Source organism: Deinococcus metalli (genome assembly GCF_014201805.1).
GTDB classification, from domain to species: Bacteria; Deinococcota; Deinococci; order Deinococcales; family Deinococcaceae; genus Deinococcus; species Deinococcus metalli.
The window spans coordinates 616,454-628,792 of the sequence record NZ_JACHFK010000001.1; the positions used below are offsets into that span (position 1 = coordinate 616,454).

Sequence of the window (12,339 nt, forward strand, 5' to 3'; positions counted from 1 at the left end):
GAGGGCGCGGCGTCGTACACTCCGGTGTTATGGACCTCAAGGCTCAGCTCAAGCACGCGGTGGAGGCGGCCGCCGCACAACTCGGCATGCCCGTGGACGCTGCCATTCAGGAAACGCCGGCCAGCAAGCCCGGCGACTACGGCACCCCCGCCGCCTTCCAGATGGCGAAGGCCGGCGGCGGAAACCCCGCGCAGATCGCCGCGCAGCTCGCCCAGACCGTCGCGCTGCCGGCCGGTTTCAGGCGGGTCGAGGCGGCCGGGCCGTTCCTGAACTTCTTCCTGGACGGCGGGGCCTTCGTGCAGGATGTGGTGTCGCGGCCCTTCGAGCTGCCGGCGCAGGCTGGCAAGGTCGTGATCGAGCACACCAGCGTGAACCCCAACAAGGAGCTGCACGTGGGGCACCTGCGCAACGTGGTGCTGGGCGACAGCATGGCCCGCATCTTCCGCGCGGCCGGGCACACCGTCGAGGTGCAGAACTACATCGACGACACCGGACGCCAGGCGGCCGAGAGCGTGTACGCCATGGAGCACTACGGCCGCACGTGGGATGGCCAGCAGAAGTACGACCACTGGCTGGGCGAGGGCTACGTGCGTCTGAACGCCGATCCGGTGAAACCAGACCTGGAACCCGGCATCCGCGAGGTCATGCACCAGCTGGAGGCCGGAGTGCTGCGCCCCGTGGTCGAGCAGACGGTCAAGGCCCAGCTGGAGACGTGTTTCCGTATCGGCGCGGCGTACGACCTGCTGGTGTGGGAATCCGACGTGGTCGGCAGCGGGTTTCTGAGCCAGGCGATGAACATCCTGGAGGGCAGCCGCTACACGACGCACCCCACCGAGGGCAAGTTCGCGGGCGCGTTCATCATGGACGTCAGCGAGTTCATGCCGGGCCTGGAGGAACCCAACGTGGTGCTGAGGCGCTCGGACGGCACGGCCATGTACGTCGCCAAGGACATCGGCTACCAGTTCTGGAAGTTCGGCCTGTTCGAGGGCATGCGCTTCAGGCCATTCATGACCGATCCCGCCGGAAAGACCATCTGGACCAGTGCCCCCGACGGCGAGCCCGACACCGCGCGGCGCTTCGGGCATGCCGGCGAGGTTATCAACGTGATCGACTCGCGCCAGAAGCACCCGCAGCTGCTGGTGAGGAGCAGCCTGGGCGTGGCTGGTGAACTCGAGAAGGAGGAACGCAGCGTCCACCTGAGCTACGAGTTCGTGAACCTGAACGGCCAGACGATCAGCGGCCGGAGGGGCATCACGCTGTCCGTGGATCACGCGCTGGAGGAGGCGGGACGCCGCGGTTTCGCGGAACTGAGCGCGAAAAACCCCGATCTCGCCCAGCGGCCAGATGCGCCGGAGATCGCCCGCCGTATCGGCGTGGGCGCGCTGCGCTTCGCGATGCTGCGCAACGAACCCAGCCGCTCCTTCGACTTCGACCTCGACAAGGCCAGCTCGCTGAGTGGCGACACCGCGCCGTACATCCAGTACGCCGCCGTGCGCGCCGCGAGCATCCTCCGCAAGGCCCAGGAGGCCGGGTACGCCACCGACGGCACCGGGGCCGACTGGGACGCCGTGCCGGACCTCGACCTGACGCTGGCCAAGCAGGTGGCGAAGCTGCCGGAGGTCGTGGCGCAGGCCGTGAAGGCGCACTCGCCGCACGGCGTCGCGCAGTACGCCCTGGACCTCGCCACGAGCTTCAACGCCTGGTTCAACGCGAAGGACCGCCGGGGCAAGCCGGCCACCAACGTCCTGCAATCGGAGCCGGGGCTGCGCGAGGCGCGGCTGGCGCTGGTCGGCCGGCTGCGTCAGGCCTTCGAGGAGACCCTCGACCTGATCGGCATCGAGGTCCCGGCCGCGATGTGACGTGCGTCCTTAGGGGCGGTTTCCCGCAGGGGAGATGGCACCGCTGACACCGGGCGAGCGGATGGGCGAGGGCGTCCCGTCCGCTCTGCCGGTCAGCTGCCGCGGGTGGCCGCGAGGCGTTCCAGGCGTTGCAGGAAGGCCACCAGCCGGCCGGCGACGGCGGGCGTGAAGCGGTTGCCGCCCATGTGCGCGCCGCTCAGGGTGACCACGTCGCTCACGCCGGGCTGCGCGAAGCTGCTCAGTCGCTGGGCGTTGATACTGGCGGGCACGACCTTGTCGTCCGGGCTGCTCACGATGAACAGTGGCAGCGGCGGCACCAGCGACGTGAGGTGCAGCGGGTCGTAGTCCGCGACCTTCGGGGCGCCCAGGGTCGGGGCCTTTAGACCGTACGCGGCCTGGATCTCCATGCGGCGGGACGGCGCGGATTTCCACGCGCCCAGCAGGCTCACCCACGCGTCGATCAGGGCCACGCCGCGCACCTCGTACGGCGCGCCGGGCAGCGCGCTGCGCAGCGCCAGCAGGCCGCCCATGCTCAGGCCCAGCGCGTAGGTGCGGCCGTTCCACGGGTAAGAGCGGATCGCGGCGAGGTGCGCGGCGGCCGAGGTGTACAGCGCGTTCTCGCTGCCCCACGAGTTCGGGCCGCCGTCGCCGCTCAGGAGTACCGCGAAGTTGGCCTGGAGCAGCGCGGTGAGCAGCACGTTCACCTGCGGGCTGTCGCGCACGCGTTCGGCCGTCTGGGCGCGCGGATGCGACACGATCACCAGGGGGCACGCGCGCGCCGCGCACGTGGTGGGCACCCGCAGGTAGGACGCCCCGCCGGCGGTGTTCTGCCGCACCCAGCGGTCGAGCGCGACCGTCACCGGAGCCGGGGGCGCCGTCTGGCTGGCAACCGCGTCCGCGACGGTGGAGCTGCCGAGCGCGGCGCACGCGGCCACCACGGCCGTGACCAGCACCCGGCGCGGCCGCACAGACGCAGACGGGCGCCGGGGCGGCTCATGGAGGGATGGCCGTTCGTCCGGGTCGCTGGAGGTGGTCGCCCGCTGCGTCATGGTCTAGCGTCCGAACAGCAGCAGGCCGACCGCCGTGCGCCGCAGCATCTGGGCGATCAGGGCGGGGATGATGGTCGCGATCAGCAGGTACACGACCAGGGTGGACAGCACCTCGAATTCCGTGCCGCGCGGCGGATTCCAGCCCTCGAGGAACTGGAGCACCACCGGATGCATCAGGTACACCTGCAGACTCACGATGCCCAGGTTTGCCAGCCGGCGTTGCAGCGCGCCCGGCCGCAGCTGCATGCGCCATACCACGCCCAGGAGCAGCAGCGCGACCAGCGTGGTATACGCCCACGACAGCGCGTCGAACAGCACCGGCGTGGCGTGTCCGGTCCGCAGGAATTTCAGCGACTCCGGCAGGTAGAACGCGAACACGGCCGCCAGCAGTGCCAGCAGCGCCCAGCGGTGCCGCAGCCACCACTGCGGGAATTCGCGCAGGCGCGAGCCCACCGATACGCCCAGCAGCAGCGGCAGGACATACCACATCACGGTGCTGGTCGGGTACTGCAGATGCAGCACGTAGCGGTTCAGGAAGTACAGTCCGAGTTGCAGCGGAATCCCGATCAGGAGCATGTCGGAGATCCGTGGGCGGCGGCGGGCGATCAGCACCAGCAGGGGCAGCACGGCGTACACCTCCAGAGCCACCAGCAGGAAGTACAGGTGGAAGCTGGCCTTGCCGTACAGCAGCCACGAGCGCCACTGCGCCGGGTCGTCCAGGGCCGACGCCGTGCGCTGACCGGTCCACACGTACCACAGGGCGTACAGCACGGTCCACAGCAGGTACGGCCACGCGGCGCGCAGCGTGCGGCGGAAGGCGTAGCGCCGCAGGTCGTAGCGCCTCAGCAGGCTGCGCGTCAGGACCAGCGCGGACAGGAACACGAAGGCCGGCACCGCGAAGTGCAGCGTGCGGTTCACGATCTCGGCCACCAGGTACGACGTGCTGTCCGGCGGCAGGTGCCGCAGGGCCACGCCCGTCGAGTGATGGATGATCACCTCCAGGATCGTGATGCCCCGGAAGGTGTCCACGCTCGCCCGCGCGGATGGCCGGCGGCGGGGCGTGGGCTGCACGGACGGCGCGGAGGGCGCCGACGGAGCGGTCATGGGGCGGCCGAGGGGATGAACGGTCACGTCAGCTCACCCCCGGCCCCGGACCTCGAAGCCCTGGGCGCGCAGCAGCGCGGCGGCCCGCTGCACTTCCTCCGGGCTCTCCAGGCCCAGCCGCAGCGCGCCGCCCTCCTCGCGGATGGCGAGCACCTCGATGTCCTTGATGTTCACGTGCGCCGCGCCGAGCGCCTGCGTGACCGCTCCGATCTGGTTGGGCTTGTCCGGCACGGCCACCACGAGGTCGAACTTGGCCGGCAGCAGGCTGCGCTTCACGACCGGCAGGCTGTCGCGGGTGCGCTTGCCCTCGTGGGCGGCCGCAAGCAGCTCTTCCGGGTCGTCGAGGTCGGCTTCCAGGCGCTCGAGCTGCTTGCGGAAGCGGGTCAGGGCGCCCCTCAGCGCGTCCTTGTTCTCCACGACCATGTCGCGGCTCATGCGTGGATCGCCGCTCGCCACGCGCGTCAGGTCGCGGAAGCCGCCGGCGGCCAGCAGGCTCAGGCGCTCGTCGCGCGCGACCATGTGCGTCAGGGCCAGGCTGGCGAGGTACGGCAGGTGGCTGATGGTCGCCACCAGCGCGTCGTGGGCGTCCGGCGGCATCACGACCGGGGCGGCGCCCAGGTGCTCGACCAGCAGCCGCGCGCGGCTGAGGGCCGTCAGCGGCGTGGACTCGGTGGGCGTGAGCACCCACACGGCGTTTTCCAGCAGCGACGCGCTCGCGTGCGTGACGCCGCCCCGCTCGCTGCCGGCCATCGGGTGCCCGGCCACGAAGGAGCGCACGCCCAGCCGCTCCATCTCGGCGGCGATGCCGCCCTTGACGCTGCCCACGTCCGTCACCAGCGCGCCGGGATTCACGTACGGTGCGAGGTCGCGCGCCAGACCCGTCAGGGCGCGCATGGGCGCGGCGAGGATCACCAGGTCGGCGCCGCGCAGCCACTCGCCGGGCGCGGCGCGCACCTCGTCCACCACGCCCAGCGCCTCGGCCTCGCGCAGCACGTCCATGTTGGCGTCCAGGCCGATCACCGTGCGCGCCAGGAAGCGCTGGCGCAGCCCCAGCGCGACGCTGCCGCCGATCAGACCCACGCCGGCCACGACGGCGGTGCCGAACAGCGGGGCGGGCGTCACGGGCGCGGCGTCGGCGGTCATGATCGGGAGGCTACCACGCACTTTCTTTTCATTTCCTGGCAGGATCAGACACCGGCGCCCGCCCGCCGGCCGTGTCCACGGGACGGTGACCTCCGCCGGCAGCCCGCGCCGCGCCGGCGCCTGCTAGAGTCCTCGCCGTGCCCGGCCCAGACGTCTTGCTGTACGGAGTGCCCCTCGCGTTCGTGGCGGGCTTCATCGACGCCGTCGCGGGGGGCGGCGGCACCATCACGCTGCCCACCCTGTTCCTGATGGGCCTGACGCCGCCGCAGGTGGTCGCCACGAACAAACTGCTGGCGATCTTCGGTTCGGGCAGCGCGACCGTGCAGTACGCCCGCAAGGGGCACATCGAGTGGCCGCTGGTGGGCCGGCTGATCCCGCTGGCCCTGGTGGGCAGCGCGCTGGGTGCGTACCTCGTGCACTTCGTCGATCCTGCCGCCTTCCGCACGCTGGTCGCGGTGGTGATCCTGGGCGTGGGGACGCTGGTGCTGCTGAACAAACGCTTCGGTCTGGACGACCGCTACCCCGGCCTGACCGCGCGCGTGCTGGCCCTGACCCTGCCCGGCGCGTTCATCGTCGGCATGTACGACGGCTTCCTGGGGCCGGGCACCGGCACCTTCCTCATGTTCCTGTTCGCATTGAGCGGCTTCAATCTCGTGCGGGCCAGCGGGAACGCGCGCGCCATCAACTTCGCCACGAACCTGGGCGCGTTCGTGTTCTTCCTGATCGGCGGGCAGATGGTGTTCTGGATCGGCCTGCCGATGGGCGTGGCGAACGCCCTGGGGGCCGCCCTGGGCGCGCGGATGGCCATGCTGCGCGGCAGCGCCTTCGTGAAGTGGATGTACGCGGTGATCGTGCTGCTGGTCGCCGCCCGGCTGCTGTTCGCGTGACGCGCATGAACCTTTCCAATAGTCAGTCCGGTTCTGGCCGAGCTGCCCGCCCCGCGCCAAAATGACGCCATGACCCAGACGTCCACCCCGGCCGGCGACTCCACCACCTCCAGCGTGCAGCAGGCGATCCTGGCGGGCGGCTGCTTCTGGTGCACCGAGGCCGTCATGAAGGACGTGCGCGGCGTCACGGCCGTCGAGAGCGGGTATATCGGCGGGCACATCGCGCAGCCGGACTACCGCAGCGTGTGCAGCGGCACGACCGGCCACGCCGAGGCCGTGCGCGTGACCTTCGATCCGGCGCAGGTGAGCTACGAGGACCTGCTGGGCCTGTTCTTCGCCACGCACGATCCCACCACCCTCAACCGGCAGGGCGCGGATATGGGTACGCAGTACCGCAGCGCCGTCTTTCCGCTGAATGCCGAGCAGGAGCGCCAGACGCGCGAGGTGATCGCCAACCTCGAGAAGGAACAGGTGTTCGACCGGCCCATCGTGACGTCCATCGAACCCGCCTCGACCTTCCACGTGGCCGAGGCCTACCACCAGGACTACTACGCCCGCAATCCCGGTCAGGGCTACTGCATGGCCGTGATCGCCCCGAAGGTGGCGAAACTCCGCAAGTACTACGGAGACAAGCTGCGCGCGTGACCTAGCCCAGGGTGCTCAACCGCTCCTCCACGTCCCGCCGCAGGCGCACGGCCAGCGGGTGGGCGAGCAGGGCCGCCAGGAACTCGCGCGAGGGCGAGCGGTCATACCACAGCTCGAACAGCGCGTGGATGGTCGGCGCGTCGTCGGGAGCGGGGTGGAGGGTGACGGTATCGCCCGCACCGACGTGACCGTCACGGAGCACCCGCAGGTACGCGCCAGGCCGCCGCATCCGCGCGAAGCGCTTCACGAACTCCGGGTCGCCCATGTTCGCGGCCAGCGTCGCGCACGGAATGCGGGGCGCCGTGACCTCCAGCAGCGGCCCGGGGGTGCCGTCCGCCGCCGTGATGTCGAGCCGGTCCCCGACCCGCAAAGCGGCGGACTCCAGTGTGTCCAGCCGCAGGTTCTCTCCGAAGGCGCCGGGTTCCGGCTCCTCGCCCAGCGCCTCTGTCCACGCGTCCAGGTCCGGCTGGGTGTACACGTACACCGCCTGATCCGGCCCGCCGTGGTGCTTGACGTTCAGGACGTGGTCGCCGTCCAGGCCGGCCGCCGTGACCGCCACGCGTCCGGCTTGGACGCGCTTGCGGATACCGGTCACGGTGGGGCGCGTTCCGATCACGACGGTCTCCGGCTGCGCCACCAGGACGGCGCGCACGCGGGCAGGGCGGGTATGGGGCATGTCCCGAGGGTAGCAGGCCGCCCCCGGCTCTTCCTGGCTGCTGGAGGCGGCACGTGGCGAAAGCCTAAGGGAGGCCCACACGTACGCCGGGCCGCGATCCCTAGGCTTCGGGGGTGCCCCGGCTTGCCCTGCTCCTGCTGATCCTGGCGTCGGGCCTGGCCGTACCGTCCGGAGAACGCAGCCGCACCTTCACGGCGCTGTCCAGCACCGAGGTGCAGACCGTCCAGATCGGCGGACTGACGTTCCTGCGCTCGCCGCTGCCGCCGGTGCCGGCCGGGGAACTCGACGGCCTGGGCACCGCCGGGCCGTGTCCGCCGCCAGATGCTCCCCTCGACCGCGTCCTGTACGACAGTCTGGACGGTCGGGGCGCGGCCCTCAGCTGCGGCAACGCCTTCGCGGGCCTCCTGAGTTTTCCGCAGGACGAGGCCGGCGTCACCGATCAGCCGCCCAGCCCGCTCGGCGGCTTCGAGGCGGTGGCACAGACCATCCGCGCCGCCCGGGACGAGGTGCTGCTCTCCACCATGGTCTGGGACGACGGCGCGGGCTCGCCCGGGGCGCTGCTGGCGGGCGCGGTCGCGGAGCTGCGCCGCGACCTCCAGCTCCACCCGGAACGGCACCCGCACGGCGTCACGGTGCGGCTGCTGCTGGGCAACTCCGTGCGCTTCGACCGGCTGACGGACCCGACCGCATCGGCGTACTCGGCCGCGCGGCACCTGCTGGAGGCCGGCGTGCCGCTGACGGGCGACCCGCTGCCCGGCTGGCGGCTGGAGATCGCCAACTACACCTACGCCTACCCGCACAACCACATGAAGCTGCTGATCGTGGACCGGCAGGAGGTGCTGGCCGGCGGCAACAATGTCAGCTGGTTCCACGTGCCGGTGACCACGCCGGGGGGGCTGGGCCTGCGCGACCTGGCTCTGCGGGTGCGCGGGCCGGTCGCGCGCCACGCCGTCGCGGCGTTCCGGGACGCGTGGCGGCACTCCCGGTCGCTGACGTGCCACGGTGAGCCGCAGCCCGTCGACCTGCACTTCGCGTGTGACCTCGACGCCACCTCCACGCCGTTCCCGCTGCTGTGGACCGGGCCACCCGCGCCGGCCGGCACCGCCCGCGTGTACGGCCTGTACCGCCGCGCGGGCGAGGAGGACGCCGACGCCGCGCTGGTGCGGCTGTTCGGCGCGGCGTCGGGCGAGATCGACCTGCTCCAGGCCCAGGTGAGCGGCACGCCCGAGTGCACCCTGAGCGCCCTGGCGCCCGGCGGCTGCGCGTCGGCGCAGACCATGCTGCCGGTGTGGAACGCGCTGCTGCACGCCGTCGAGACGCGGGGCGTGCGGGTGCGGATGGTGCTCGACCACGACCCCGTGCTGCAACTCGAGACGCTGGCCCTGCTGGGCGGACTGCGTGCCCGCCTGGCGCCGCTGGGCCTCGCGGACCGCGTGCAGGCCCGCTGGTTCGGCCCGGCCGAGGGCCAGCACACCAAGGCGATCCTGGTGGACGGCCGCATGCTCGTTGTGGGCAGCCCGAACCTCCAGTTCGCGTCGTTTGGGCCGGGCGGCCTGGGCGAGTACGCCCTGGCGACCAGCGATCCCACCGCCACCGGCCTGGGGGCGCGGCTGTTCGAGTTCGAGTGGGCGCGCGCGGTGCCCGTCACCCTGCCGTACTGGCTGCGTGAGCCCGGCCGCTGAGCGCAGCGTGACGTCCGTCCCCGCCGGCGGGGAGTGTCCGTGCTGAAATGCACGCATGAAGTCCAGCCCACAGCCGACCACGGGTGCCCCGGAGCGCGAGCGCTGGGGCGTGTCGGGGGACGCGGGCCGCTGGCCGACCCTGGCGGTGCTGATCGCCCTGTTTGCGGTGAGCGTCACGCCCACGCTGGGCGCGCTGGTGCGCGGACAGGACGCGCATCTGGCGTCCAGCATTCCTACCGCCATCGGTACGGCCCTGCTGCTGGGTCTGGTGTGGCGCGGGCACGTGTGGGCGTGGCGCGTCACGGTGGGCCTGAGTATGCTCGCAGGCCTGCTGGTGTTCGTGGTGGGCATGCTTGCCGCGCTGGGCGGCCCGGCCGGCTGGGTGGTCAGCGGGGCCGGCATCGCCTACCTGCTGCTGGGCACGGCGCTGGTGGGCACGCCGGTGATCCGGGCGTTTCTCGACCGCCGCTGGGCAGCCCGGAAAGGGCGACCGTGAGCGGGGGCGGCCGGCGCTTCACGGTGCAGGGCACGAACAACGCGTTCACGTGCGCGCACTGCGGCCAGTCCGTCGAGCCGCTGCGCAACGGCAGCGTCCGCAACCACTGTCCGCACTGCCTGCACAGCCTGCACGTGGACATCCAGCCCGGCGACCGCGCCAACACGTGCCACGGTCTGATGGTGCCGGTCGGCGCCGAGCAGAGCGGCAAGAAGGGCTGGATGATCGTGCACCGCTGCGCGAAGTGCGGCTACGTGGGCCGCAACCGCGCCGCGCTGGACGATCCCGCGCAGCCCGACGACTGGGACACCCTGATCGCCGTGACGACCCGCCCGCCCGTCTGAACGCCGCCGGCCCGTGCGCCGGGAGGGCAGGTATGCTGCGCGCATGGCTCTGTGGGTCTTTTTTGTGTTCATCGTGCTCAGCGCGACCTTCGTCCTGATGCTCAGCCGGGGGCCGCTGCGGGCGGCGCCGAACGCCGGGGCGCTGCGGACGGTGGCGTACGCGCAGTACGCCGCGGCGCTCCTGCTCGTCCTGGCGCGCGTGACAGGGGCCGCGTGACCGGCGTGACGAACGGCTCGCCACACCTCATCGACCTGCACTTCGAGGCCACGCCGGGCGTGATCGCGTCGTACGTGTTCGACACCGGCGACGGCCTGGCTGTGGTGGACACTGGGCCGACCAGCACCCTGCCCGCCCTGGAGGCCGGCCTGAACGGTCTGGGGGCGTCGCTGGACGACGTGCGGCACGTGCTGCTCACGCACATCCACTTCGACCACGCGGGCGCGGCCGGCACGGTGCTCGCGCGCGTCCCGGCTGCCCGCGCGTACGTGCACGGGCGCGGCGCGCCGCATCTGGCCAGTCCCGAGCGCCTGTACGCCAGCGCCACGCAGATCTACGGTGACCACATGGAGCGCCTGTGGGGTGAGATGCGGCCCATCGCCCCGGAGCGCGTGACGCCCCTGGCGGGCGGGGAGACGCTGCGCCTCGGCTCGCGCGACGTGGACGTGCTGTACACGCCGGGCCACGCGGTGCATCACGTGTCGTACCGCGTCGGGGACGACGTGTTCGTGGGGGATGTCGCCGGCGTGCGCCTCTCCGCCGCACAGACCACCCGCGCGCCCACGCCGCCCCCGGACATCGACCTGGAGGCGTGGCGGGACAGTATCCAGACGCTGCGGAGCCTGGACGTCGCCCGCCTGCACCTCGCGCACTTCGGGTCGTACGCGGCCGACGACCTCCACTGGACCGGCCTGCTAGACACCATGACCGCCGACGCCGACCGCGTGCGTGCGGGCCTGGAGGCGGGTCAGGACTATGAGACGATCTCGGCCGCGTTCACCACGCAGCTGATGGCCGAGCTGGAGGCCCAGGGGCCGGAGCTGCCCGCCCGCTACGCCTTTGCGTGCCCGCCGTGGATGAGCGTGCAGGGCCTGATGCGCTACTGGCAGCGCCGGGCCGCGCGCCCCGCTGTGGGGGTGAGCTGATGCGCGTGCTGGTCGTGGGCGGCGGTGGCCGCGAGCATGCCATCGTACACGCGTGTGCCCGCGCCGGGCACGACGTGCTGTGCACGCCCGGCAACCCCGGCATCGCCGCCCTGGCGCGCGTGCTGGATGGTCCGCAGGACGCCCCGGCCATCGCCGCGCTGGCCCGCCGGGAGGCCGTGGACGTGGTGATCGTCGGCCCGGAGGCGTACCTCGCGGCCGGCGTCGTGGACGAGTGCCGCGCGGCCGGCGTGCCGGCCTTCGGCCCCACGCGCGCCGCCAGCCGGCTGGAGGGCGACAAGGCGTGGAGTAAGGCGTTCATGAACCGCCACGGCATCCCCACCGCCACGCACCGCGCGTTCACCGCGCTGGACGACGCCCTGGCGCACGCCGGGACATGCATGCCGCCCATCGTGGTGAAGGACGCGGGCCTGAAGGCGGGCAAGGGCGTGACCATCGCGCACACCCACGCTCAGGCCGAGGCAGCGCTGCGCGAGATCTTCGGGCAGGCGGGTGCCCAGGCGGTCATCGAGGACTTCATGGCCGGGCAGGAGGTCACGGTGCTCGCCATCTGCGACGGCCAGCGCTACGCCCTGACACCGCCCAGCCAGGACCACAAGACCATCTTTGAGGGCGACACCGGCCCGATGACCGGCGGCATGGGCGTGATCTGCCCGTTCCCGGTGGACGACGCGACCGTGAGCGAGATCCGCACGGCGATCATCGAGCCTACCCTGGCCGGCATGCGCGCCGAGGGTCTGGAGTACCGGGGCGTGCTGTACGCCGGGCTGATGCTCACGCCGGCCGGGCCGAAGGTCGTGGAGTTCAACGCCCGCTTCGGCGATCCGGAGGCCGAGGCCGTGCTGCCGCTCCTGACCTCCGATCTTGCACAGCACGCGCTGGACGCTGCGCAGGGCCAGCTCGACCCGGCGAGCGTGACCTTCGGCGCCGGCGCGAGCGCCACCATCATCCTCGCGGCCCCCGGTTACCCGGGCGAACCGGAACGCGGCCTGCCCCTCACGCTGCCGGAGGCGGGCGGCAGCGAGGTGATCTACCACGCCGGCACCCGCCTGGACGGCGGGCAGCTCCGCAGCGCCGGCGGCCGCGTGCTGGCGGTCACGGCCACCGCGCCCACTCTGCCGCGCGCGCTGGGGGCCGCGTACGCCCTGGCCGGGCGGATCGGGTTTCCCGGTGCGCAGCTCCGGCGGGACATCGGCGCGCGGATCGGCGTGACTCCGGAGCCCGCCTGAGCAGCCGTTTGACCCTCCGCGCCGGCGCGCGCTAGCATCCCAGACCGTGACCGGGTGCGGGTCA

Annotated in this window: 13 protein-coding genes; 9 read left to right on the plus strand and 4 right to left on the minus strand. The window is 72.2% G+C overall.

Annotated elements, in window-relative coordinates:
- Positions 1-29 precede the first annotated feature (29 nt).
- On the plus strand, positions 30-1,859 hold the full coding sequence (locus HNQ07_RS03030) for an arginine--tRNA ligase (RefSeq protein ID WP_184109401.1): 1,830 nt from the start codon (positions 30-32) through the stop codon (positions 1,857-1,859).
- Positions 1,860-1,951: 92 nt separating this feature from the next.
- Here HNQ07_RS03030 and HNQ07_RS03035 read toward each other — a convergent pair whose 3' ends face one another.
- The 3 genes from HNQ07_RS03035 to HNQ07_RS03045 are packed head-to-tail and all read right to left on the minus strand — an operon-like array spanning position 1,952 to position 5,155.
- A complete protein-coding gene (locus tag HNQ07_RS03035) occupies positions 1,952-2,908 on the minus strand; it encodes an alpha/beta hydrolase family protein (RefSeq protein ID WP_229831767.1) in 957 nt (318 codons plus the stop codon).
- A gap of 3 nt (positions 2,909-2,911) precedes the next feature.
- Positions 2,912-4,012, minus strand: coding sequence for an acyltransferase (locus HNQ07_RS03040; RefSeq protein WP_184109402.1), 1,101 nt, complete (start codon positions 4,010-4,012; stop codon positions 2,912-2,914).
- A gap of 33 nt (positions 4,013-4,045) precedes the next feature.
- Entirely contained in the window at positions 4,046-5,155 is a 1,110-nt protein-coding gene (locus HNQ07_RS03045; protein ID WP_184109403.1) for a prephenate dehydrogenase, read from the minus strand.
- Between the two features lie 137 nt (positions 5,156-5,292).
- Between HNQ07_RS03045 and HNQ07_RS03050 the strand changes: the two genes are divergently transcribed.
- Both HNQ07_RS03050 and msrA read left to right on the plus strand, forming a co-directional pair.
- Positions 5,293-6,042, plus strand: coding sequence for a TSUP family transporter (locus tag HNQ07_RS03050; protein WP_184109404.1), 750 nt, complete (start codon positions 5,293-5,295; stop codon positions 6,040-6,042).
- Between the two features lie 69 nt (positions 6,043-6,111).
- Positions 6,112-6,687 carry a peptide-methionine (S)-S-oxide reductase MsrA gene (gene msrA / locus HNQ07_RS03055; RefSeq protein WP_184109405.1) on the plus strand — a complete coding sequence of 192 codons (576 nt, stop codon included), beginning with the start codon at positions 6,112-6,114 and terminating at the stop codon, positions 6,685-6,687.
- 1 nt (position 6,688) lies between these two features.
- Here msrA and HNQ07_RS03060 read toward each other — a convergent pair whose 3' ends face one another.
- Complete coding sequence (locus tag HNQ07_RS03060) at positions 6,689-7,363, minus strand: MOSC domain-containing protein (protein WP_184109406.1); 675 nt, start codon at positions 7,361-7,363, stop codon at positions 6,689-6,691.
- A 113-nt stretch (positions 7,364-7,476) separates the two neighbouring features.
- On the opposite strand from HNQ07_RS03060, the gene HNQ07_RS03065 reads away from it, so the two are divergent.
- From HNQ07_RS03065 to purD, 6 genes are read left to right on the plus strand one after another with little or no spacing between them, the layout of a single operon-like run.
- Positions 7,477-9,045, plus strand: a complete 1,569-nt coding sequence (locus tag HNQ07_RS03065; RefSeq protein WP_229831765.1) for a phospholipase D-like domain-containing protein — start codon at positions 7,477-7,479, stop codon at positions 9,043-9,045.
- Positions 9,046-9,100: 55 nt separating this feature from the next.
- Positions 9,101-9,541, plus strand: a complete 441-nt coding sequence (locus HNQ07_RS03070) for a hypothetical protein (protein ID WP_229831764.1) — start codon at positions 9,101-9,103, stop codon at positions 9,539-9,541.
- Positions 9,538-9,885: an RNHCP domain-containing protein gene (locus HNQ07_RS03075; RefSeq protein ID WP_229831763.1), complete on the plus strand. Its 348-nt coding sequence runs from the start codon at positions 9,538-9,540 to the stop codon at positions 9,883-9,885. The genes HNQ07_RS03070 and HNQ07_RS03075 overlap by 4 nt, the downstream gene beginning before the upstream one ends.
- A 43-nt stretch (positions 9,886-9,928) precedes the next feature.
- Complete coding sequence (locus tag HNQ07_RS03080; protein WP_184109407.1) at positions 9,929-10,102, plus strand: hypothetical protein; 174 nt, start codon at positions 9,929-9,931, stop codon at positions 10,100-10,102.
- 5 nt (positions 10,103-10,107) lie between these two features.
- Positions 10,108-11,028 (plus strand): MBL fold metallo-hydrolase, encoded by a 921-nt coding sequence (locus HNQ07_RS03085; RefSeq protein ID WP_373297948.1) that lies wholly within the window; start codon positions 10,108-10,110, stop codon positions 11,026-11,028.
- Complete coding sequence (gene purD / locus HNQ07_RS03090) at positions 11,028-12,275, plus strand: phosphoribosylamine--glycine ligase (protein ID WP_184109409.1); 1,248 nt, start codon at positions 11,028-11,030, stop codon at positions 12,273-12,275. Before HNQ07_RS03085 ends, purD begins: the two co-directional genes overlap by 1 nt.
- Positions 12,276-12,339 lie beyond the last annotated feature (64 nt).